The organism is Devosia sp. LjRoot16 (assembly GCF_964252795.1).
Lineage (GTDB): Bacteria > Pseudomonadota > Alphaproteobacteria > Rhizobiales > Devosiaceae > Devosia_A.
The window spans coordinates 277,937-300,980 of sequence record NZ_CAXUPH020000006.1; the positions used below are offsets into that span (position 1 = coordinate 277,937).

The window sequence follows — 23,044 nt, forward strand, 5'->3', positions numbered from 1 at the left end:
GCGAGCGGGGCTTTACCCCAACTCGCCAGCCACCAGCAGCCGGGCCCGCTGCACGTCTCCCGTGCCAAACCCCTCGGTGAAGCGGCCGAGCGTTGCGGCGAGTCCTGCCTCGGCGGCGGCGTCGCCGCCATGCAATCGGGTGAGCTTGACGAGGCTGGTGGCGGCGCGGAGTTCCCAGCCGAGCGCGTAGTCCCGCCGCGCCAGCTCGATCGCCTGCCGGTACAGCTCGGCGGCGCTCTCCCAGAGGTCGGGGGACTGGAAGCGGATGACGTTGCCCTTGATCCTCAGGATTTCGGGGATGCCGACGACCTGGCCGGTATCGCGGCAGATGGCGAGCGCCTCGTCGATGGCGGCGAGGCCGGCTTCGAGGTCGCCTTGCCGGGCCAGCGCCTCGCCAAAATTGGTGAGGTAGTTGGGGTAGCGCATGCGAAAGCCGCCGTCGCGCACTTCGGCGAGCGTATCGCGAAACGTACCCAGATCGATCGGGCGGCTGGTGTAGAGATCGAGGCGCGCCCCGCCGCCGGCGGCCATGGCTCGCCAGATCGTCAACCCGTGACGCGTCGCGTGATCGATGCCGCGCTGGAGAAAATGGCGCGCCCCGACATAGTCCCGGACATACATTGCGATGATCAGCGAGCCGTGCAGCAATGCCGAGCAGAGCGACACTGCGTAGTTGGAGGCTTCGGCATCAGCGAGCTGCTGCCGCGCCGTTTGAACCGCCTGGTCGGGGAAGCCCTGCAGCCACATCACCGTCGCCAACGCGCCGCGCGCGATGAGCCGCTGGTCGAACTCGAAGCGCATGGCGTCGGGGCGCTGGCCGGCAGCGAAGGGTTTGTGGGCGATGCCCTCGAGGCGGTGGCGCGCCGCGCCCAGCGCCCCGAGCCAGTGCAGCGCCGAGCCGGCCTGGGCGTCGGCATCGCCGGCCGCCGCCTGCTGGCCCTGGCCTTCGATCGCGCGGATGCGTTCCGACACGGCCATGGCGGCGCGGGAATCGCCGGTCCAGAGCTCATATTCGGAGAGCCCGCGCAGGCATTCGAGCTGCTGGCCGGTGTCGCCCAGTTCCTTGGCGAGGCCCAGCGCCCGGCTCAACGCGGCCTTCACCGCGAGCAGCGGTCCGCGCGAGTGCAGCAGCGTCGCGCCCAGCGTCAAGTTGAGCAGCAGCTCGTCGCGCGAGCTGCGATAGGGTGCCAGCCGCGGCTCGAGCGCGCGCTCGACGGCGATGCGGATTTCCTCAATCAGCGACAGCTGCTTGCCGAACGGGATCGCCGCAACGGTCAGCCGCACGCCCAGGCTGCGGGTCGTCGAGCTGTCAAAGGTCCAGCGCAAAGCGGCGCGGATATCGTCCACCTTGCCGGCATAACGGGTGAGCCAATCGGTGCGCGACAGCCGCTCGATATCGGCCTCGGCGGCGCTGAGCAGAACGATGCAGTGTTCGGCGAGGCGGCGACGCACCACGTCGATCTCGCCGCTCTCGGCGAGCTTTTCGAGCGCATAGGCGCGGGTGGAATCGAGCTGGCGATATGCGATGGCGCTGTCATGCACCTCGGCCGTCACCAGCGATTTGGCGACGAGTCGGCCAAGATCGCGTGTCACCACCGGCCGGTCGACGTCGATGGCGATGCCGCAGGCGGAATTGAGGCTGAAGCTGGCTTGAAACACCGATAGTCGGCGCATCAGCTTTTGCTCGGAAGCCGAGAGCAGGTGATAGCTCCAGTCGATGGTGGCGAGTAGGGTGCGATGCCGTTCGGGGCCGCCGCGCCGCCCCTCCAGCAAGCTGAACCGATCTTCAAGCGCCTGCAGCACGCCGGTGACACCGAGCGCCTCGACATGCGGCGCGGCGAGTTCGATGGCGAGGGCGAGGCCATCGAGCCGGCGGCAGATTTCGGCGGCGATGGGCGCGTCGCTGTCGGTGAGCGCAAAGGCTTCGTTGCCATCGACGGCGCGATCGACGAACAGCTGGATGGCCGGAAAGTCCAGCGCCTCGGCGGCGGTGAGCGGCGCCGCGGTGGGAGCAGCGAGGCCGGGCAGACGGCGCACCCGCTCACCCTGGACGCGCAAGGGCTCGCGGCTGGTGGCGAGAATGGCAGTACCGACGCTTTCGGCGAGGATGCGATCGGCCACGGCCGCAACGCCATCGACGAGGTGCTCGCAGCTGTCGAGCAGCAGCAGCAGGTCGCGCTCGCGCAGATATTGGCACAAGGCTTCGAGCATGTTGGCCGAGTGGGCGCTCAATCCGATGGCGGTGGCGATGGCATTGGGGATGAGCAGCGGGTCGACCAGCGGCGACAGATCAACCAGCCAGACACCGTCACGGTGCCGCGCCAGCTCGCCTTCCCCCACGGCCAGCGCCACCGTGGTTTTGCCGATGCCACCGGGGCCGACCAGCGACACCAGGCGCGCCTCGGCGAGATCGCGATGCGTCGCCTCGATCACCGCGCGGCGCCCGACGATGCGGGTGGTGGGGGTCGGCAGGTTGCTCGTCCGCGTGACGGCGCCGGGCAGCGCGCCGGCGTCGGAGGCTGCCTCGGAAACGACGGCAGCGACGAAGCGGTAGCCGCGGCCGATGACGGTGGCGACGTATTGCGCCCCGTCCGGCGCATCGCCCAGGGCGCGGCGCAGCGCGTTCATGTTGACCTTAAGGTTGCTCTCCTCGACGAACAGTGTCGGCCAGACCAGCGCCATCAGCTCGCGCTTGCCGACCACCTCATCCGAGCGCGCGACCAGCACAGCGAGAATATCGAAGGCGCGGCTGCCGATCCGTACCGGCACCCCGTCGCGCAGCAGCAGGCGCCGCTGCGGCAGCAGCCGAAACGGTCCGAACCTGTAAGTCCGGTCAGCCTTGCCTCGTGGACTATCGCCCATCGCGTACCCTCGCCCCCCAGGCGCCACCCCCGGGCGAACCTGCGTTCGGCGCCGAATTAACCGCGCTTAACTCGCCCACGCGGGGGACATGAGCAAAGTTGCGGCGTTCGTTCAAGCGAGGCGGATCGCGTGCCCATGACATCGTCCCCTGAGACCGCAGCGCCGCCGCCGGGCAGCAACAGGCTCACCGGCATGGCGAGTTGGACGGGGCTGCAGGTCGAGCATCGGCAGATCGGGCCGGGGTCCCATCGCTGCGATCGGCCCGAAATGACCGAACTCGCCTATATCCTTTCGGGCCGCTCGCGCATCCGGCGGCACGCCGATGGGCCGTTGCAGGAAGGGCTGGCGCTGCCCGGCACCAGCTGGTTGACGCCCTCGGGCACCGCGGAAAAGCTGCTCGAATTCGATGGCGAGGTCGAATGCCTGATCCTCTACCTGCCGGCAAAGCTGCTCGAGGATAGCGCGCTGCGTGACCACGACATCGATCCGGGCCAGGCGGAGATCGCCTATGCCGGCGGCTTTGCCGACCCGACGCTGTCGCAGATCGGCCTTGCCCTCCGCGACCTGATCGAGCGGCCAAGCCAGCCGGTCGATCGGCTGTTCGCCGATGGCTTGCGCACCGCGCTCGCCGCCCACCTCGTCGGCAACTACCGGGCCGATCGCTGGCAGCCGGCGGAGCGCCAGCCTACGCTCGAGCCGCGGCGGTTGAGGCGCGTGCTCGACTATATCGAGGCGCGGCTCAGCGAGGCCATTTCGCTCGACGACCTGGCGAGCCAAGCCTGCCTCAGCCCGTTCCACTTCGCCCGGCTGTTCCGCCGGGCCACGGGCCTGGCGCCGCACCAATACCTGACCGAGCGGCGCATCCGCGGCGCCCAGCAGCTGATCGTCGGCGGCGGCACTTCGCTGGCCGAAGTTGCGCTCGACAGCGGCTTTGGCTCACAGGCCAGTTTCTGCCGGGCGTTTCGCAAGGCGACCGGCGTCAGCCCCACCGCCTATCGCGACCTCCACCGCCGCCGGCCGGTGCTGGAGAGCTGAACGGCAATTTCGGTCAATAGCTCGGCAAGAACCGGAAATATCGAAGGACAGGTCTCTGCTCAGCTGAGGGTGTCGCAGCAAGCGGCAAATCGAAGCCAGGGAGAGTTTCCATGTCGATCAAGACTGCCGTCGCCGCCGCTGCGTTTGGCGCCGCCATCATGGTGCCTGCCGTACACGCGGCTGATAATCTCAGCGTCGTGCTGGTGCACGGCGCCTGGGCCAACGGTTCCAGCTGGTCCGAGCTGGTGCCGCTGCTGCAACAGCGCGGCCTCCACGTTATCGCCGTGCACAACCCTGCCTCCTCGTTCGAGGCCGATGTCGCCGCCACCCGGCGGGTCATCGACGATCAGCCGGGCGAGGTGATCCTTGTCGGCCATTCCTATGGCGGCGCGGTCATCACCGAGGCGGGCAACAGCGACAAGGTGGTCGGGCTGGTCTATGTCGCCGCCTTCGCGCCCGAGGTCGGCCAATCGGTCAACGCCATCGTCAGCGCGGCGCCCGAGCCGCCGCCGTGGCAGGGCGAGATCCATGCCGACGCGCAGGGCTGGCTCACCTGGTCGGCCGCCGGCATGGCCAAGTATTTCGCGCCCGACATCGCCCCCGAAGCCGCGGCGCTGCTCGCCGCTACCCAGGCGCCGCTGTTCTCGGGTGCCTTCGACGGACAGGTGACCGCCGCCGCGTTCAGCAGCAAGCCCAGTTGGTACGTGATCGCCGACAACGACCAGATCATCCCGCCCGGGCTGCAGCAGATGTTCGCCGACACCATGAAGGCGACGAGTGTGCATGTGGCGTCGAGCCATGTGCCGATGCTGTCTCACCCGCAGGTGGTGGCAGACGCCATCCTCGCGGCGGTGGCTGGCGCCCAGTAGCGCGCGGCGCCCCGGCCGGCGACATCGCCTCCCCCCGGTATCGCCGGCCATCCTCCACCAAGTCAGGAGCACCAAAGTGTCCGTCATCGATGACGCCGGCCCCGCCATCGCGGTGGCTGCACCCCCTGCCCGCCGCCGGCTGAGCTTGCTGGCGCTGGCGCTCGGCACGTTCTCAATCGGCACCACCGAGTTCGCCAGCATGGGAATGATCCAGCTGTTCTCGGCCGAACTCGGCATCGACATTCCGTTGGCCACTCACGCCATCACTGCCTATGCGGTGGGCGTGGTGATCGGTGCGCCGGCTTTGACGCTGGTGGCAGCCCGTCTCAATCGGCGCACCCTGCTTCTGGCGCTGATCTGCATCTTCGTCATCGGCAACGTGCTCTCGGCAATCGCGAGCAACCTCGAGCTGTTCATCGCCGCCCGCTTCATCACCGGCTTGCCGCAAGGCGCCTATTTCGGCGCCGGGGCGCTTGTCGCCTCCCATGTGGTAGGCGCCGGCCATGCCGGGCGAGCCTTTGCCATCGTCATGGCTGGGTTGACCGTCGCCACCATTTTCGGTTCGCCGATTGCGACCTTTCTCGGCCAGAGCATCGGTTGGCGGCAGACCTATCTCGCCATCGCCGCCCTGGGCGGCGTGTCGCTCCTGTCGCTGTGGCTGCACGTGCCGCGCAGCGCGGCGCTCAACGGCGCTTCGGTGGTGCACGAGCTGCATGGGCTGGCAAAGCCCAAGGTGTGGTTGATGATGGGGGTGGCGGCGCTCGGCATTTCCAGCATTTTTGCCGTCTATACCTTCATCGGTCCGTTCGTCACCGACCTGTTGCTGCTGTCGCCGCAGACCATCCCGCTGGCACTGGGGTTGTTCGGCATCGGCATGATGCTGGGCAACCTTTATGGCGGGCGCCTGGCCGATCGCTACCCCGATCGCGGTATCGTCGCCGGCTACGGCGTCACCCTCGCCGTCCTGGTCGCCATGGGAGTTTTCGGCGGCACCGCCTGGGTGCTGTTCGCTGGCCTGTTCGGCGTCGGCGCGGCGATGATGGCCGCCATCCCGACCATCCAGGTCCGCCTCGTCGCCCTCGCACCGGAATCGCCGACGCTGATGGGCGCGATGAACCTCGCTTCGCTCAACGTGGCCAATGCCCTGGGCGCCTGGGCTGGCGGCATGACCATCGGAGCCGGCTTTGGCCTCTTGTCCACCATCTGGGCCGGCTTCGCCCTCACCGTCACGGGGCTGCTGCTGTTCATCGCGACCATGGTTCGACGAGCCCCACACACCCGACGCCAGTCTCGACTGGGCTAGCGCGCTGAGCCGCGCCTCCGGGATAGCTGATCTCGCCTTCCTTGGGTCTGCCGCCCGAGGTGCATGCCTCGGTCGCAGCCAGCATTTCCTCCAGATGTCCGGGCATGGGGTGGCAGCCGCCATCAGCTACCGTAGCAGCTGCCACCCCGGGCGCGAAAACTGCCGGTCCGCTGCTCGGCCCAAAATCCGCCGTTGCCGCTCGCTTCGAGACGAACTGCTCGTGGCGCATTGCAACCTGCTTCCGAGGACTGCTCCTGGCCCAAAGTGGACGTCATCGTCGCGAGGTGCTCGGCTTGAAAGTGGCGGGCGGTCTGGGAGTCACTGGCGCGACCTGGCATAGGTCGATCGAAGTTTGGTGGCTTCGAACACGTAGTAGCCCCCGATCTCGCTGACCCGACAGCCGCCGAAGATCGCGCCGAGCTTGTTGCGGTACCAGTCGCGTCTCTTCGTGACCATCCACATCGTCCCACCCAGGACCAAGCGGTTGAAGCCCTTCTCGATGAAGTGTTTCGGAACGGAGAAATCGACATGGTAGGGCGGGTTCGAGATGATCTTGGTGAACCCGCTCTCCCGCGTGCCCCTTAAGCCATCTGACAACCCCACCGTCACATTGGGTACGCCATTGGCATCCGCGTTGCGGCGGGCGATCGCCACAGCGGTCGGATCGTTGTCGACCATGAGCACTTGCGCGGGCGAAACGTGGTGGGCCGCCAGGATGCCCACGAGGCCATAGCCGCACCCGAGGTCGAGAACCTTGTCTTTAGGATCGAACGTGATCAGCGAGAGCATCGCCAGTGTACCAGCATCCGCCCATTGCGGAGAAAAGAGGCCAGGTTCCGTCTGCAGTCGCAGCGTCACCGCGCCGATAGTCACTACCAACATCGTCATCCCCTCAAATGGTTTTTGAGTGGGACCAGTGTTTCCGAGGGGAGGCTGTCGGTTCGCGGCCGCGGCTCGCCGCGCCGCCTACAGCGGAACGCAGCGAGGTCGCGGCATTCACGACCCGCCCGCTTGGGGCGTGGCGTGAAAATGCGCTAACGCAGACGCTTGGCCCAAGCCAAGAGAGAGCTCAGCACCTTGCCGAATACCGATCCGTGATCGATGGCAAAGCCCGCGGTTATTGCGATTGAAGCGGCGAGTCCAACCCAGAGAACGATCTGATCCATAGCGGCCTCCGTGCCGAATCCAGGGCGAGCAAAAGCGCTCGCTCGCCTGGCGGCGGAGGGGTGGCTGGGATCAGTAGGCTCTCATTGAGTGCTCCGGATGCGAAGAATTCGCGACGGCAAGATGCTCCGGGCTGAGCCCTGAATCAAGAACGCACGCGACGCTATGCGAGACAGACCCCGCGGGTGGCATGGAGAAACCAAAGGTGTGCTGAACCGGCACTCCAGCCGTTGAGGGCTGGACCTCCGCATGGCGCGAAGCGGTCCTCGGCCGATGTCCGCTTCTGGCCCGAAGCGGACGGTCGACGTTGGCAGCACCAAGATGACTAGAGGTTGTCCTCAACGGGCGTAGCGCGGTCGATTGAGGCGAGGAATGTGCCAATCTCCGCCCGCGACTTCAGCCGGTAAACCTGCTTCGATGCCGCCATGTCACCAACGAGCTGCCTGTACCGCGGCGTCAACGCACGATGGCACCGCAACAGCACGCCATAGCTGCTCATCGTGCTGCGCCACAACGGACTGTTCTGCGGCCACCCCTCCGGCGCGACATAGGGTCCCTTGATCAGGCGCTTGGTCACCCACCAGTAATGCGTGACGAGGGGCAGATCGATGTGGATGAGCGTATCGGCTACGGCGAACCGCTCCCAGGCGGTCTCGACACTGCCGAAGCCATCGATGATCCAGGTATCTCGACGCAGCAACTCAGCGTGTGCCTTGAGGAACGCCTCGTGCGGGACTGCAACACCGCCGGCCCCGTATTGCATCTTATCCAATACGTGCAGCGGTAACCGCGTGATCTCGGCCAGGCGTTTGGCGAGCGTAGACTTTCCCCCACCTGCATTCCCGAATATCGCAACTCTTTTCATGGCTGCCCCGGCCGCACGTCTCCAACGACCATAGTGCGACCGGTAGGAAGCGGGAAGGCGCAGCCCAATGGCCGCCTCTGGCGCGAAGCGGACGCTCGCAGCAAAACCCGGCGGGCCAACGGTGCTGGGGATATCCGCATCTATGGGGACAACCGCAACATCGCGTGGCGACTGAGAGAACATCTGAGACGCATCCCAACGTTCACCAGCGGAGGCAGTGAATGACTGGTTCCGACCCCGGCGAACAGTATGGCGTCCGCCGTCGCCGCTGTTCAGGTCACTTGTACTGACACCTTCGGCTGGACCCGCGGAGCCAGCAGCAGCACGCCGATCGCGAACGGAATAAGACAGGCGAGCGCTGTGCGCAGGCCCACAAGGCCGGCGATGAAGCCGACGACCGGCGGGCCGATGACGTAGCCGGAAAAGCAGATCAACGACAGCGCGGCGATGTTCATCGCCGAGGAACGGCCGGGCTGCCGCGCTGCCGCCGTCACCGAGATCGGGAAGATCAGGGACGCAGCGAATCCCATCAGCGCAAAGCCCAGCAGCGCCGTCCAGACGTTTGGCGCCGCCCAGATCACCGTCAGCCCCAACAGGCCGGAAACCCCGCAGCACCGTGCGAGAAAGACCGGCCCGAGACGATCGATCAGCCGGTCGCCTGTCAGCCGTGTGCCGGCCATGATCGCCGCGAAGATGCCAAACCCTGCGCCGGTAAGCGCCGCCTGCGCCCCATGTTCGGTCCTCAGATAGACCGCCGCCCAGTCCGCCATCGCCCCTTCGAGCACGCAGGCACAGAACGGCAACAGGCAAAGCAGCAGCAGTGGCAGGTCCGGCAGGGTGAGCGCCGGTCCCGGCGCCGACGAGATCGGGGTGCGAGCCAGCTGGCCTGTCGACAAATAGGCCACCGCCATCAGCACGGGCGCAGCGACGGTGAGCGTGACATTTGCCTCGAGGTGAAACGACAGCGCGAGGCTGCCCAGAGCCGCGCCGGCGAGGTTGCCGACGCTCCATAGCCCGTGGCAGCTCGACATGATGCGCTTGCCAAGCCGCGTCTCGACGGCATCCGCCGTCGCGTTCATCGCGACTTCGACCCCGGCGATGCCGGAGCCGTAAAAGAACAATGCGACGGCGAAGCTCGGCAGATCCCACGCCAGCCCAGGCAGGATGGACGTGAGCGCCAGCCAGGCGAAGGTCAGGCGGATTGCGGCGCGTTCGGACATGCGTGAGGTGACTAAAGTGCCCACCAGCGGCAGCGACGCCATAATGCCCAGCGGCAAGGCTGCCAGCGCCAGCCCCAGCTGGCCGATATCCAGTCCCAGCTGCGCCTGGATATCTGGCAGGTGCGGCAGCCACTTGGCGATGATTAGTCCGTCCAGAAAGAAGATCAGTCGAATAGCGGCGATCGGCGACATTGCGAACCTCATCTACTGACCAGACGGGGAACCTGGGGCGGGGTGATTTGCGCTTGTCGTCCACCAGGCGGTGGCGGAGCTTTCGGAGCGTTGCACAACATTGTTGGGCCAATATTTGAATGGTCGTCGGAGCTGTGCTGCCGGCGCTCTGTTTTTTCCCGCGCACGCTGGTCTGGCGAGAAGCGAACAACTGCCCGTTCGCGAAGCGGCCCGCGGCGAGCGACCGCTCCTGGCGCTGCCGGTCCTCACCGGCCGCAAAAACTGTGGCCGATCGGCTCGGCAGGTGCGATACGCCGGAGGAGCGAGCTCGAGGCGGGGACCCCGCGTCCGGCTCCATACCGCGTTTGGGGAACGGCCATGTCGACGATCGATGAAACCAGGCTCGCGCTCAGCCGGCACCAGGTGCTGAAGGAGGCGATCGACCCGCGCCTGCCCGGGCTCTATCGCGGCAAGGTGCGCGACAATTACGATCTGCCGGATGGGCGGCGCATCCTCATCACCTCCGACCGCCTGTCGGCCTTCGACCGGGTGCTGTGCTGTGTCCCGTTCAAGGGCCAGGTGCTCAATGGCATTGCCCGCTGGGCCTTCACCGAGACCGCCGATATCTGCCCTAACCACGTGCTGGACTATCCCGATCCGAACATCGTCGTCGGCCGCCGCCTCGAGATCCTGCCGGTGGAGATCGTGGTGCGCGGCTACCTCGCCGGCACCACCAGCACCTCGATCCTGACCATGTACAAGGCTGGGCGCCGGCAGATGTACGGGCGGGTGTTCCCCGATGGCCTCGCCGACAACCAGGCGCTCGAGACGCCGATCATCACCCCCACCAGCAAGGCCGCCGACGGGGCGCATGACGAGCCGCTCACCGAAGCCGAGATCCTGGGGCGCGGCCTGCTGAGCACGGCGCAGTGGCAGGAAGTGAGCGAGACCGCGCTCGCCCTGTTCGCCCGCGGCCAGGCGCTCGCCGCCGAACGCGGGCTGATCCTCGCCGATACCAAATATGAGTTCGGGCTCGATGCCGAGGGCAGGCTTCGCCTCGCCGACGAGATCCACACCCCCGATTCCAGCCGCTACTGGCGCGCCGATACCTACGAGCAGCGCCTCGCCGCCGGGCAGCGTCCGCAGAGCTTCGACAAGGATGTGATCCGCGAATGGGTCGCGGCGCGATGCGATCCGTACCGCGATGAGGTCCCCGAAATCCCGGCGGAGCTGATCTGGAAAACGGCGCTGACCTATGTCGAAGCCTACCAGAGGATTACCGGCCAGCCGTTCGAGCCGCCGCCGCCCACCCCGCCGGTGCAGGAGCGCGTGCTGGCGGCCCTGGCGAGTTTTCATGGGGGCTGAGAGCCAGGCGCAGGGGAGCTCCCCTGCACTCAGCGGCACGCTCGAGCTATTGGCGGCATGCGCTTCGCCAGCGTCAAATTGCGGATCGACTATCGCGGAACGCGGGCGTATCAGGCGATATGACTTCGCCGCAGCCCGGCCCCGAGGCCCAGTCCTTGTCCGCAATCGCCATCAGCGTCGATGGACTGAGCGCCGCCTATGCGGGCAAGACCGTGCTCGACAACCTGACTTTGGAGATCCGGCGCGGCTCGAGCTTCGCCTTGCTGGGCCCCAATGGCGCCGGCAAGACCACCCTGCTCAATATCCTCAGCACGCTGCGCCGCCCCGACGGCGGCAGCGCGCGCGTCGCCGGGGCGGACGTGGTGCGCCAGCAGACCGAGGCGCGGCGCTCGCTCGGCGTGGTGTTCCAGGATTCGAGCCTCGATGATCGCCTGACCGCCTGGGAAAACCTCGAGTTCCACGGTCTCGTCTACGGCATGGCGCCCAAACGCCGGCGCGAGCGCAGCGCCGCCGTGCTGGCGCTGGTCGAGCTCGAGGACTGGCGCGACGAGATCGTCCGCAGCTTTTCGGGCGGCATGCGGCGCCGACTGGAGATCGCCCGCGCCCTGTTGCACGAGCCGCAGATCCTGTTCCTCGACGAGCCGACGGCGGGGCTCGACGCCCAGACCCGGGTGCGGATCTGGCGCTACCTCGATGAGTTGCGACGGGCCCGCGACCTGACCGTGCTGACCACCACGCACTATATCGAGGAGGTCGAGGGCGCCGATACGATCTGCATCATCGACCATGGCAAGATCATCGCCCAGGGTTCGCCCGAGGCGCTGAAGGCCCAGTACGGCAGTCGCTGGCTGCACCTCACCCCGCGCGACCAGGCAGCGCTCGAAGCGATCCAGGCAACGCGCCCCGATGCCCAGTTGCTCGGCGCGCACGGCCTTGCGCTCCCCGCCGATGATGGCGCCATGACCGATGCATTCCTCACCACGTTCCGCGATCGGCTGGTTGAGGTGCGGTTCCAGGATCCGACGCTCGAGAGCGTCTTCCTGTCGCTCACCGGCCGCCAGTTGCGCGATCGCGCCGACGACCAGCACAATGCCGACAAGGCCGCCGGCCGGCGCGGAGGGCGGCGATGAACCCGATCGTCATGGCGCTGCGTGGCCTCTATGGCGTCTGGCTGCGCGAAATCACCCGCGCCACGCGCGACCGGGCGCAGCTCATCGGCGGCATCAGCCGGCCGTTGATCTGGCTGCTGATCCTCGGCGTCGGGCTCAACCCCTATTTCCGCGGCGAGGTCTATGGCGAGGTCCGCTTCGTCATCCCCTACACTTACCTGCAGTTCCTGTTCCCGGCCGTCATCGTCCTCAACATCATGTACACCTCGATCCAGTTCGCGGTGTCGGTGATCTGGGATCGCGAATTCGGGTTCCTGCGCGAAGTGCTGGTGTCCCCCATGCCACGCTGGCTGATCCTGCTCGGCAAGGTGCTCGGCGGCGCCACCGTGGCAACGCTGCATGGCGCGCTGGTGCTGATCCTCGCCCGCTTCGCCGACGTTACCCTCAGCCTCGAACAGGTGGCGCTGGCCCTGCTGCTGATGTTCGTCCTGGCGTTCGGGCTCACCAGCTTCGGGGTGATCCTTGCGGCCCGGGTGCGTAGTTTCGAGGGGTTCGGCGTGTTCTCCAACACGGTGATCCTGCCGCTCTACTTCACCTCTTCGTCGATCTTTCCGCTCGATCCGGCGCTGACTCGGGCCCAGCAGGCGGTGACCTATCCCGAGTGGCTGGTGTTCCTGGTGCAGATCAACCCGATCACCTATGCCGTCGATGCGCTGCGCGGCGTGCTGATCAATTTCAACCAGTTCGCCCCCGCAATGGGTGTCGGGGTCATCGTCGCCATGGCCGTGGTGTTCTTTGTCGTCGCCACCATCGATTTCGCGCGGCAATGAAAGGCGGCAGAAATCGCTGGATCCAGCCTGCGATCAACCTGTTGATCGCGGTGGCGCTGCTGACGACGCTCAGCTTTTTGCCGCCCGATACCTCGCTCAGCGATCGGCAGAAGACCGGCGTCTTGAAACTCTGCGTGCCGCCGAGCTACCCGCCCCTCGTCACCGGCGATCCGCAGCAGCCCGGCTTTGACATTGAGCTCGGGGCAAAACTCGCCGCAGAGCTGGGGCTGCGGCTCGCCGTCAATACGCTGAGTTCGATCGGTACCGACTTCAATCCGCGCAACTGGTCGCTGACCCGAGGCCAGTGCGACATCATTGCCGGCGGCGTCGCCGACACGCTGCAGAGCCGCAGTTTCCTCCAGACCATCCCCACGCCGATCGAGACCGGCTGGGTGGGCGTATCCAAGAGCGGACAACTCCCCGCGGCCGGCGGCTCCGTCGTGGTACTGCCCGGCACCAGCGGGCTCGACCGGCTGAAACTGTCGGGCTGGCTCAGACAGCAATCGCTGCAGGTGATTCCCGCCCGTTCGCCGCAGCAATTCGCCGAAACCCTGGCGAGCGGGCGCGCCGCGGCCGGTATCACCGAGCGCTTTCTCACGGCTGGCATGGCATTGCCCGAGGGGGTCAGGGCGTTCTGGTTGGCCGAGGCGCAGTTCCCGCGCTTCCGCATGGCGTTCGGCCTGTGGAAGGGCGACCAGACGCTCAAGCGGGCCGTCGCCGCGGCGCTGCAGAGGCTCGAGGCCGCCGGCGACATGGCGGCGCTGGAAGCTCGTTATCATATTGAAACCATTGAAGAAGCGCCGTGAACGCACGGCGCCGGTTTTGGTTCCATCACTAAGTTTTGCTTCACTATGACGAAAGTCGCATGGGCGTGCGAACCGATTATGCATTTTGTGAGATTGAGAGATGGCCGCTGAAATGTCAGTTCCCATAGACGACGTGCCGAACGGAATCTTCCTCCCGGTCGGTGCGCCAGCCCATTCTCGGGAGACGAAGATGCCCCTAAAAATCACCCCCCTCGCGGTTGTCGCCTTGGCTGCCGCGTTGTCCGGTGGCGGTGCCCATGCCGCCGGTTTCACCGCCGAGCAGGCCACTGCCGGCGAAACTGCCTACAACGCCAACTGCGCCCAGTGTCACGGCAAGCAGCTCGAGGGTCCGGATGCTCCCGGTCTCGCGGGCTCGGACGTGATGCAGAACTGGGCCACGGCCGGCGGGTTGTACGACTTTATTCACGTTGCCATGCCGCCCTCGGCGCCGGGCCAGCTTGGCGATGAGACCTACCTCAACATCATTGCTTACATCATGAAGTTCAACGGCGCCCAGCCGGGGGACGAGCCGCTGACATCAGATGCCGACAAGCTCGCCGCCATTTCGCTGCCGGCCGAGACCCAGGCAGGCGCTGCCGCGGCGGCGCCCGCCGCAGCGGCAACGCCCGACGCCACCACTGCTGCCGCTGCAACTGCCGTCCCGCAGGCTTTCACCTGGGGCAAGCAGCTGCCGGGTGGCCCTGCCCCCACCGATGCCGCGGCGCCCGCCGCTGCAACGACTCCCGCAGTTCCGCAGGCCTTCACCTGGGGCAAGACGCTCCCCACCGTCGCCGCGCCCGCTGCCAACTGAGTTATCTGGCGCACTGATGTGTGCCGCTTTTAGGAGGTCTCGATGAAAATCGAACTTTTGAAGTCCGTGTTGGTCGCCACGACCGCGCTGGCATTGTTTGCTGGCCCTGCCCTCGCACAGAACGCGGCTGCGCCCGCGGCGACCGCGCCCGCTGCGGCTGCACCCGCCGCCGATGCGGCGGCCACGCCCGCTCCGGAGCGGACCAAGAACTATGTCCCGGTCACGGCCGACATGCTGGCCAATCCGCCCAAGGAAGAGTGGTTGATGTTCCGCGGGAACTACAACAACCAGGGCTATAGCCAGCTCGACCTGATCAACAAGGATACGGTTGGCAAGCTGCAGCTCGCCTGGGCCTGGCCGATGGCCGAAGCCGGCATCCAGGAAACCGCGCCGCTGGTGCACGACGGCATCATGTTCCTGCAGACCAACAACAACATCGTCGAGGCGCTCGACGCCAAGACCGGTGACCTGGTCTGGCAGTATCGCCCGACGCTGGCCGAGCTGCCCAGCTCCTGGAGCTACCAGATCAACCAGGCGCGCCGGCAGAAGAACTCGATCGCGCTCTATGAGGACAAGATCATCCTCACCACCGTCGATGCACGCATCGTCGTGCTCAATGCCAAGGACGGCAAGCCGGTGTGGGAGAAGCAGGTCCTCGATACCCAGAAGGGCTACAGCTACACCGTTGGCCCGCTGATCGCCGACGGCAAGATCATCTCCGCCATTTCCGGCTGCTCGATCGCCGGCACCGCCGGCGGTTGCTTCATCATGGCGCACGACATCAACACCGGTGAAGAGCTCTGGCGCTTCAACACCATCGACGACCCGGAAAACCCCAAGCAGGGTGAAAGCTGGGGCGATGTGCCGCCGGAAAACCGCTGGGGCGGCACGCCCTGGACGACCGGCGCCTATGATCCGGCAACCAAGACCACGTTCTGGGGCATCGGTATGCCTGGCCCCTATTCCGAGCTGATCCGCGGCTCGGGCGAAGGCAGCGTGCTCTACACCAACTCGACGCTCGCCCTCGACGTCGAGACCGGCAAGCTCAAGTGGTACTACCAGCACCTGCCGCGCGATAACTGGGACCTCGACAGCCCGTTCGAACGCATCCTGGTCGACCAGGAAGTCGACGGCAAGACGCAGCACCTCCTGATCACCGCCGCCGGCAAGAACGGCATCGTCTTCGCCCTCGATCGCGATACCGGCAAGTACCTGTGGCACAAGGACACCGTGCAGCAGAACGTCGTGACCGGCGTCGATGCCGACGGCACCGTGCAGATCAACACCGACCTCATCTCCAAGGCGGTCGGCGAAGAGCACCTGGTCTGCGCCTCGGTTTCGGGTGGCAAGCTGTGGATGACCGGCTCGTACAGCCCGCTCACCCAGGCCTATTATGTGCCGCTGACCGAAGCCTGCAACACCGTGGCCCCGACCCAGGTCGAGTTCACCGCCGGCAACGCCGTCGGCGCCGTCAAGTTCGGGCCGCGCGTGCTGCCCGAAGGCATCACCGATGCGGGCCTGCTCGATGCGGTCGGCATCAACCCGACGCAGGGCGACCACAAGTGGCAGTATCGCAGCCGCCCGTCGATGACCTCGTCGGTGCTGGCCACGGCCGGCGGCCTGGTGTTCGGCGGCGACGCCGCCCGCAACATCAACGCCTGGGATCAGGAGACCGGCGAGGTCGTCTGGTCGCAGCGCCTGAACGCTCCGATCGGCGGCTACCCGTCGACCTACGAGATCGATGGCGAGCAGTACCTCGTGGTGCCGACCGGTTACTCGAACGCCGCCAGCTCGATCTCCTCGGCCTTCCCGGAGATCCCGCTGCCGACCGGCTCGGGCAACTCGATCTTCGTATTCAAGCTGCCCAAGTCCGGAAGCTGAATGATCTGATCGGAACGAATGGGAAAGGGGCCGCTGGCCCCTTTCCTTTTTAGATCACGGATGGGTTGAATCACTGCCACTGCCATCGCCCCACCCTCGATGTCATCCCTGCGAAAGCAGGGACCCAACTCACGGCCCGCGCAGGTGGATGGATGGGTCCCTGCTTTCGCAGGGATGACAGCCGGTGGATGGGTCGAAGCTCGAGCACACCCCCTTCTCCGGCGCAGTCCAAAAGTGAAACGACCTAGGAGACTATCATGCTGCTGAAACTGCTCGCCCCGGCGCTGCTGCTGCTCTCGACCGGCGCCGCCCTCGCCCAGACCTCGGGCGTGCCGCCGGAAGAGTTCGACAATACCCGCCGCCAGGCCGGCGACTCGATCCAGGTCTGTTTCGACCGCACCAGTCTAGGCCGCGCCTTCGACGAGGCGGTGGCCAAGGCGCTGGGTGATGCGCTGTTTCTCGAGGTCAAGGTGATGGAAGGCTTTGGCGGCTTTCCGCTCACCGGCGATGGCTTCATGGACGAGCTGAACCTCGCCATGAACAATGACTGTGACATGTTCATGGGGGTCTCGGTGTCGCCCAATACGCCCTTGTCTGACAGCTTCTCGATCACCCGCCCTTACGCCACCATCCCGTTTGTCCTCGCCGTCAAGAACCCCGACTGGCAGCGGCTCGGCGATATCCCCAAAGACCAGCGGCTCGGCACGGCAATCGCCAGCATGGGCGAGATGAACTACATCACCTGGGCGCAGCAGCGCAGCAAGGCCGACCGCTGGGTGCGGCTGCCCTATGCCGACCCGAACCTGATGGCGACCCGGGTGCTCGACGGCACCATTGCCGGGATGATCCTGTGGCAGCCGGTGCTGGCGCGCCTGCAACAGGAACGACCCGAGGCAGCCGCGCTCCGCGTCATCGCCAACGATCCCATCCCCGCTTCCGAGACCCATGTCGGCGCCCTGGTCTCGAGCCGCAACGGCTTTTTGAGGAGCCAGATCGACCAGGCCATCGACGCCCTCGTCGCCGACGGCACCATCGATGGCCTGCTCAAGCAGTTCGGCTACGCCGGGCGGGCTGGGGAGTAGACCCAAGCGCACCGGCCTCTCCGTAATCCTCCCCCGCGTGGCGTGGGAGGATTACCGCACCGCCGGTGCCCCCTACGCATTCCCCGTCAAACTCAGATACGGCAGCACCACCGCCCCAAGGCTCGGGATCAGCCCCGCCACCACTGCGGCCGTGACCGCCGCGAGGCCGAGCGACTGGTAGCGCGGCAGCCGGCGTCCCTGTTCCGGCCGCACCGCCTGCCAGATGGCTCCGGCGGCCAGCCCCGGGATCGGCAGGAGGTTCAGCAGCACCGATCCGGCCGTCACCAGCTGAAACTGGCCAATCACATAGAGCACCACATAGGCGCCGCTCTGTGGCAGCAGCAGCGCCAGCGGCCGCAGCAGGTCGGCCACCGGCACCAGCAGCGCCATGCCAATGAGCCCGCCCAGCACCACCACCGCGATGCCCCAGCCGCCCAGCCGGTTGCTCGCCACCTCATAGCGCAGCGGCCGCACCCAGCTCATCGCGAACAGCACGCCGACGGCCAGGCCCCACAGCGACAGCTGCGCGAACGGATTGGCTGACAACCGGCCATCGAATTGCGGCCGCCGATCGCCAAGCAGGCGCGCCAGGCCCGCCAGCAACAAGCCCTGCAGCCAGGCGTAGACCAGCACCGCGCCGATCCGCGATACGATGTCACTCATGCTCAGGTCGCGCAGCAGTGTCATGGCTCTCTCTATCGCACTTTTCCGCCCGACGGCCGGTCAACCGCTAACGGAAGCGCTTGTTCATGCCTTCTAGATCACCTCACCGATGAGTTGAACCACCTGTCGTGCCATCCCGCGATGACGGCCGGAGGGTCGTCGGGACGAACCGAGGTTGAGCCGTTCGAGGCTGAGTTTGCCTTCGACCTGCCGAAGGAGTAGTTGGCATGTGGTCGACCCGAGATGCCAGATGCAGGCTGATCAGCAAATCGTTGACGAGATCTACGAGGCGGCCGCCATCCCGGAGCTTTGGCCCGATGTTCTGGGCCACCTGAGCCAGGTGGTCGGCGCCAGCGGATCCGGCCTGCTCGTCTTCGACCCCCAGCAGCGCATGCGGTTCACCGCGACCCCCAGCTACCTCCCGGTATTCGAGAGCTTTGCCTCGCGGGGAGATGCAGGCCGCTATGACAACCAACGCCCCAGGCGGGCCCTTGCGAGCGGGCATGTCGGCTTCCAGCACGACCTCGAACTGTTCACCCAATCCGAGCTCGATACCGACCCGGTGTATCGCGACTTCATCTATCCGCACGCCATTCGCTGGACCGGCGGCACGCTCATCCCGGTGCCGACCGCCGACATCCTGGTTTTCGATTTTGCCAGACGAACCGAGCCGTTCGGACGCACCGACATGGAACGGCTCGACCTCTACCGTCCGCACCTGGCGCGTGCCGCCTTGCTGGCGCACCGGCTGAACCTCAAGGCGGCCCGGGCCGCCACCGACGCGCTTGACGCGCTGGGGCTCCCCGCCGCGGTGCTGCAGAGCGACCGCCGCGTCCTTTCGGCCAATGACTCGCTCAGAGCATTCGATTCACGCGTGACCATCGGCGCGTTCGATCGGCTGCATCTGGCGACGGCGCACGCCGACAGGCTGCTCGCCCGCGCGCTCGCCGAGCTCGACCACGACAACGTTCGCTCCTTGCCGATGCCGGCGACCGAAGTCCACCCCGCCGTGGTCGCCCACCTGGTCCCGATCCGCCGCTCGGCCAACGATGTCTTTGCACGCGGCGACATGCTCCTGCTGTTCACCCAGGTGACCGCTCCAAATGCGCCGGTCACCGAGGTGCTGACGGGTCTGTTCGATCTGACGCCGGCCGAAGCGAAGGTGGCCAAGGCCATTTCGCTGGGCGGATCCGTCGAAACCATCGCCACGGCCAGCAACGTGTCGCGGGAGACCGTCCGCACCCAGCTCAAAGCGGTGATGATGAAAACCGGCACCGCCCGGCAAGCCGAACTCGCGGTCCTCCTCAGCGGCATCAGCCCGTTCAGCTGACGGGACACACCAAGGCCAGGCGGCCTCTCCGATGTGGTCGCCGCCCGGTTGCAGGGGCTGGTCATCACCCGGCCCGCGAAATGTGATGTCGTCCGCCGGATACCCTGCCGCCTCTCAGAGCGGTCGAAGGCCGCCCAACAGCACTGCGAGCTCGGCCTGGCGGCTCGTGCCGGTCTTCATCATCAGCGACTTGAGCTGGGTACGGATGGTCTCGCGAGAGATGCCGTGCGAAGCCGCGAGTTGCTCGACCGATCGGCCGACCGAGATGCCGCGGGCGACTTTCGCCTCGGCGGGCGTCAGGTCGAAGAGCCCGGTCAGCACTTCAGTGAGGGGCGCCGACGGGGCCGTCACCGGGGTGAGGAGCACCAGAACCTCGGCGCGGGCAAAAATGTCGCCGGCGGCGCGTCGGATCGGGACCACATGAGCGACGATCGCCGGCGCGTTTTCAGTCGCCGCCAGGGGGATCGATCGCACGCCGTTGAAGCTGGAGCTGGACAGTGCCGCAGCAAAGAGATCGTCGGCTGCCTTGGCCCGCAGGTAGATCCGGTCGAAAGCTCCGATCTTCACGCGCGGTGCGAGCGCCAGCAACGACTCGTTTGCTGCGAGGACCGCGCGATTTCGCCCGACCACAGCCGCCGGCAGCCCCAGGATGTCGAGGGCTTCGGTCGTCGCCCTGGCCTGCTGCATCCGCAGTCGATGCGCCAGCAGCGCGGCCCTTGCCAGATGCGGGCGGCATGAATCGAGCCGCTCCATCGCTGCGCGGGTGAAGGGGCCTCTGGTGGTGGATTTGGCCACGTCGTAAACAATCAGATCGCCACTCGGTACTGGGACGGCGGTACCTGCAGTCCAGCCGAATCCATACGGCCTGATAAACCGGATGTAGATGGGATCAGCATCGAGCTCGGTCTGTGAACAAACCTCGATGTCATGCGCAAATGCCATCGGCATGCGCTCGAGGCTTCTCTGCGGTCGGATATTGGGCAGGCTTGCGCCATTGGCGGCGTAGTCCGAAAACGCAGCCTCATAGCTCTTCGTGGTAACATAGCGCAGGCCTGTATCGTGGCCGAAGGCAATCAGCGATGCAGCGTCCCCGTCAGCGAGACTGCCGATCTGCTCCAGGATGCGCGGCCAGTATTCCGGAATGACCGCCGCCTCGTATATTCCCTCGACCAGCGTATCCATATCCATGGTGCTGCAATCACGACCGTTTCGTAAGTGCTAGACTTGCACCAACTGCCCTCGCGTTGCCATAGCAGAACGCGGGTTCGAGGAGTGTGTTCACGCTGCGAGGCAACGCCTCCGCACCAGCATGGACCAGCCCCTCACCCGAATGGGTGACGCCAATTGTTGAAAGACGGCGTCCCTTCCCCACCAGGCATGTCGCTCGGGGCTCGAGAACGCCTCGGCAGCCCGGTCCGCTTCAGGGAGGGAACCGATGAGAACATTCCTGCGACGCGCATTTGTCCTGCTGCTGCTCGCGCCATGGTTGGCCGTTGCCTCGCCGGCCCGCGCCGACGTGGCCTGCGTTCAGGAGCAGTTGACGCGACTGGGTTTTGATCCCGGTCCGGTCGATGGCGCGCTGGGAAAGCGGACGATCAACGCCGCGACGCTCTTCGCGAGGAACGCCGCGATGCCGCTCGAGACGCTCACCACCGAGAATTCCGGTGAGTGGTGTTCGGCGGTGTCGGCTTTCGCCGCTACCCCTGCGGCGCAGAGCATCGTGACGCTGGACCTGTCGTCGGAGCCGGCCGGCATCCTCTCCGATCGTGATCAGCAGCGGCTCTGGGAAGCCTACACCACTGCTCCCGAGTGCTTTGAGCACCCGACCTACGGGGAGGGTACGCCCCTCGGCGTGCCGAAGCTGACCGCCGACCAGTTCGGCGCCGAAGCGTGGAAATCGCCCTACACTGCGGTGCGCGGCGCCGCCCAGTGCCAGAGCGGGCCGGGCAGCCTGGTCACTCCCCGTCCCATCGCGGTGGTTAAGCTCGATGAAGCCTATGGCGAGCGACAGCACGACATCGACATCGCCGCCACCTGGTTCAGGCGGCTGACCACCTACCTGCGTCTCACCGACGATCCGGTGGCGCGCACCCAGCTCAAGCAGGGCGTCATCGAATGGGCCCGCGCCGGTGCGCTCGGCGAAGGCATCCACGTCAGCTGGGGCGCGCAGCCCGTCGACTACCAGATGATGGCTGCGATCCTCTCCATTCTCAGCGCCACCGCGGAGGTGGCTGCCGACTTTTCCGCCGAGGAACGCACCGTCGTCGGCCCGTGGCTCAACCGCCTCGTGGCCGAAATGGGCGCCAGCCACTGGAAGGATCGCTCCGACAACAAGGCCTATATGCGGACCTATGCCGCTCTCATCTGGGGCCTGATGGTCGGGGATGATCGGCCGGTCCAGGCGGCGATCGACGAGTTCAAGCTGGCAATCCACGACATGCGCCCGGACGGCAGCTGGCCAATCGATACCCAGCGCGGCGGCATGGGCCTGCATTACAATTCGGGAAACACCGCCCATGTAGTGATGATCGGCACCGCCCTGAAGCTGGCTCGCGGCGTGGATCTCTTCGGCTACGAGGTCGATGGGCGATCGGCTCACACCGCCGTGGAGTTCGTCCTGCGCTCGATCAAGGATCCGGTTGCCACGAACCAGCAATACGCCATCCGCTGCCCCGACGGCGGCGACCGTTTCGGCAGCGTCGACAAGCCGAGCATGTCGTTCATAGGGGAAGCTGGCTACCTGACGGCCTACGCCAACCTGTTTCCCGAAAGAGACGCCTCGCGGTACATCCTGAACAGTCTGGCCGGCGAGGTCGACAATGACAGTGAAAAGTCCGGTGGCGTACCCGCCTGCCTCTATGCGCTCACCGGTGGCGTGGTGAACCTCGCGCCCTTGACCATGCCGGAGCCACCGCCACCGCTGCCGACCCCGGAACACAGCGTCCGCACGCTCGAGGATATCGCGCACCAGGTGGGCAGGTCGGTAAGCGTCAACTCATTGCTTAAATCGGAGATCGAGGGCGAAAAGGAGGGAGCGAACGAGCTGGATTTCAACGTGGTCGGCACGTTCAACTATACGACCAGCAGCTTTTTCAGCTTCAGCCTGGTGATCAACGAGCCACTTGGCGACCGCAAGCCGGATGGCTTGAGCGCGTGCGGCGCGAAGACGCGCACCTACGAGGACAATCTCCACCGCGTCATCATCGACTTCGCGATCGATGGCACGCAATACCGGGCCAAGCGCGCCGATTGCATCATCGCGGCCCTGCCCAAGCGCCCGGCGTTCGAGGCGCAGTTCCTGATCGACTCGTTTGCCGATATCGCCATCGGCCTGGTCGCCTCGGGCGACGTCGAGAACCTGCAGCACGAGGGGCTGCAAACGTTCTTCAAGCGCGTCGCCGCCGGGGAGATCGTCATCAGCCGATAGGCCATACTCCCGGCGAGAGCCCTGCCCTCGTCCGGCTGGGTAGAGGGTCGGGCGAGCCGCAGATTCAACCACAGCCTGAATTCTGCCTGGCGCTGCCGCAGGTGGGGTGAGAGGGAAAGCGGACATCGGCGGCGTCCTCCGCCTGCCGGATGGCCAGCTGTGTGCCATGGCCGGGTACCTGGCCTTCACGATGATCCCCTGCCTGGAGCAGGAGAGTTCCAGGAAGACGTCGAGTTCACTGAAGCGCAGAT

The 23,044-nt window shown here is 66.3% G+C and carries 19 protein-coding genes; 12 read left to right on the plus strand and 7 right to left on the minus strand.

Going from position 1 to position 23,044, the window contains the following annotated elements:
• Nucleotides 1–12 precede the first annotated feature (12 nt).
• A complete protein-coding gene (locus ACSQ23_RS25340; protein WP_436092299.1) occupies nucleotides 13–2,862 on the minus strand; it encodes an ATP-binding protein in 2,850 nt (949 codons plus the stop codon).
• A 135-nt stretch (nucleotides 2,863–2,997) separates the two neighbouring features.
• Between ACSQ23_RS25340 and ACSQ23_RS25345 the strand changes: the two genes are divergently transcribed.
• From ACSQ23_RS25345 to ACSQ23_RS25355, 3 genes are all read left to right on the plus strand, one after another.
• Nucleotides 2,998–3,897, plus strand: a complete 900-nt coding sequence (locus tag ACSQ23_RS25345) for a helix-turn-helix domain-containing protein (RefSeq protein WP_056001644.1) — start codon at nucleotides 2,998–3,000, stop codon at nucleotides 3,895–3,897.
• A gap of 110 nt (nucleotides 3,898–4,007) precedes the next feature.
• Nucleotides 4,008–4,766 (plus strand): alpha/beta fold hydrolase, encoded by a 759-nt coding sequence (locus ACSQ23_RS25350; RefSeq protein ID WP_055883742.1) that lies wholly within the window; start codon nucleotides 4,008–4,010, stop codon nucleotides 4,764–4,766.
• Between the two features lie 85 nt (nucleotides 4,767–4,851).
• Nucleotides 4,852–6,069 carry an MFS transporter gene (locus tag ACSQ23_RS25355; RefSeq protein WP_244488522.1) on the plus strand — a complete coding sequence of 406 codons (1,218 nt, stop codon included), beginning with the start codon at nucleotides 4,852–4,854 and terminating at the stop codon, nucleotides 6,067–6,069.
• Nucleotides 6,070–6,387: 318 nt separating this feature from the next.
• Here the strand turns inward: ACSQ23_RS25355 and ACSQ23_RS25360 are convergent, their stop codons facing one another.
• The 4 genes from ACSQ23_RS25360 to ACSQ23_RS25375 all read right to left on the minus strand — a co-directional run bounded on the left by ACSQ23_RS25360 (nucleotide 6,388) and on the right by ACSQ23_RS25375 (nucleotide 9,510).
• Complete coding sequence (locus ACSQ23_RS25360; RefSeq protein WP_156387403.1) at nucleotides 6,388–6,951, minus strand: class I SAM-dependent methyltransferase; 564 nt, start codon at nucleotides 6,949–6,951, stop codon at nucleotides 6,388–6,390.
• 152 nt (nucleotides 6,952–7,103) lie between these two features.
• Nucleotides 7,104–7,235: a hypothetical protein gene (locus tag ACSQ23_RS25365; protein ID WP_282569968.1), complete on the minus strand. Its 132-nt coding sequence runs from the start codon at nucleotides 7,233–7,235 to the stop codon at nucleotides 7,104–7,106.
• Nucleotides 7,236–7,558: 323 nt separating this feature from the next.
• On the minus strand, nucleotides 7,559–8,098 hold the full coding sequence (locus ACSQ23_RS25370) for an adenylate kinase (protein ID WP_055883747.1): 540 nt from the start codon (nucleotides 8,096–8,098) through the stop codon (nucleotides 7,559–7,561).
• A 272-nt stretch (nucleotides 8,099–8,370) separates the two neighbouring features.
• The gene (locus ACSQ23_RS25375) at nucleotides 8,371–9,510 is read right to left on the minus strand and encodes an MFS transporter (RefSeq protein WP_055883749.1); all 1,140 of its coding nucleotides are present in this window, start codon (nucleotides 9,508–9,510) and stop codon (nucleotides 8,371–8,373) included.
• Between the two features lie 357 nt (nucleotides 9,511–9,867).
• On the opposite strand from ACSQ23_RS25375, the gene ACSQ23_RS25380 reads away from it, so the two are divergent.
• The 7 genes from ACSQ23_RS25380 to ACSQ23_RS25410 all read left to right on the plus strand — a co-directional run bounded on the left by ACSQ23_RS25380 (nucleotide 9,868) and on the right by ACSQ23_RS25410 (nucleotide 17,373).
• Nucleotides 9,868–10,854, plus strand: coding sequence for a phosphoribosylaminoimidazolesuccinocarboxamide synthase (locus ACSQ23_RS25380; RefSeq protein ID WP_055883753.1), 987 nt, complete (start codon nucleotides 9,868–9,870; stop codon nucleotides 10,852–10,854).
• 155 nt (nucleotides 10,855–11,009) lie between these two features.
• A complete protein-coding gene (locus ACSQ23_RS25385) occupies nucleotides 11,010–11,984 on the plus strand; it encodes an ABC transporter ATP-binding protein (RefSeq protein ID WP_248310580.1) in 975 nt (324 codons plus the stop codon).
• A complete protein-coding gene (locus ACSQ23_RS25390) occupies nucleotides 11,981–12,793 on the plus strand; it encodes an ABC transporter permease (RefSeq protein ID WP_055883758.1) in 813 nt (270 codons plus the stop codon). Before ACSQ23_RS25385 ends, ACSQ23_RS25390 begins: the two co-directional genes overlap by 4 nt.
• On the plus strand, nucleotides 12,790–13,599 hold the full coding sequence (locus ACSQ23_RS25395) for a substrate-binding periplasmic protein (protein ID WP_055883762.1): 810 nt from the start codon (nucleotides 12,790–12,792) through the stop codon (nucleotides 13,597–13,599). The genes ACSQ23_RS25390 and ACSQ23_RS25395 overlap by 4 nt, the downstream gene beginning before the upstream one ends.
• A 190-nt stretch (nucleotides 13,600–13,789) precedes the next feature.
• Entirely contained in the window at nucleotides 13,790–14,410 is a 621-nt protein-coding gene (locus ACSQ23_RS25400) for a c-type cytochrome (RefSeq protein WP_436092300.1), read from the plus strand.
• Between the two features lie 42 nt (nucleotides 14,411–14,452).
• The gene (locus ACSQ23_RS25405) at nucleotides 14,453–16,291 is read left to right on the plus strand and encodes a pyrroloquinoline quinone-dependent dehydrogenase (protein WP_055883767.1); all 1,839 of its coding nucleotides are present in this window, start codon (nucleotides 14,453–14,455) and stop codon (nucleotides 16,289–16,291) included.
• Nucleotides 16,292–16,548: 257 nt separating this feature from the next.
• On the plus strand, nucleotides 16,549–17,373 hold the full coding sequence (locus ACSQ23_RS25410; protein WP_055883771.1) for a substrate-binding periplasmic protein: 825 nt from the start codon (nucleotides 16,549–16,551) through the stop codon (nucleotides 17,371–17,373).
• A 72-nt stretch (nucleotides 17,374–17,445) separates the two neighbouring features.
• Here the strand turns inward: ACSQ23_RS25410 and ACSQ23_RS25415 are convergent, their stop codons facing one another.
• Nucleotides 17,446–18,060: a hypothetical protein gene (locus ACSQ23_RS25415; RefSeq protein ID WP_436092301.1), complete on the minus strand. Its 615-nt coding sequence runs from the start codon at nucleotides 18,058–18,060 to the stop codon at nucleotides 17,446–17,448.
• A gap of 226 nt (nucleotides 18,061–18,286) precedes the next feature.
• Between ACSQ23_RS25415 and ACSQ23_RS25420 the strand changes: the two genes are divergently transcribed.
• Nucleotides 18,287–19,366: a helix-turn-helix transcriptional regulator gene (locus ACSQ23_RS25420; RefSeq protein ID WP_436092302.1), complete on the plus strand. Its 1,080-nt coding sequence runs from the start codon at nucleotides 18,287–18,289 to the stop codon at nucleotides 19,364–19,366.
• A 114-nt stretch (nucleotides 19,367–19,480) separates the two neighbouring features.
• On the opposite strand, the gene ACSQ23_RS25425 is transcribed toward ACSQ23_RS25420, so the two are convergent.
• Nucleotides 19,481–20,554 carry a helix-turn-helix transcriptional regulator gene (locus tag ACSQ23_RS25425; RefSeq protein ID WP_055883780.1) on the minus strand — a complete coding sequence of 358 codons (1,074 nt, stop codon included), beginning with the start codon at nucleotides 20,552–20,554 and terminating at the stop codon, nucleotides 19,481–19,483.
• Between the two features lie 247 nt (nucleotides 20,555–20,801).
• Here ACSQ23_RS25425 and ACSQ23_RS25430 point away from each other — a divergent pair, with 247 nt between their 5' ends.
• Nucleotides 20,802–22,793, plus strand: coding sequence for an alginate lyase family protein (locus ACSQ23_RS25430; RefSeq protein WP_436092303.1), 1,992 nt, complete (start codon nucleotides 20,802–20,804; stop codon nucleotides 22,791–22,793).
• The last annotated feature ends 251 nt before the right edge of the window (nucleotides 22,794–23,044 follow it).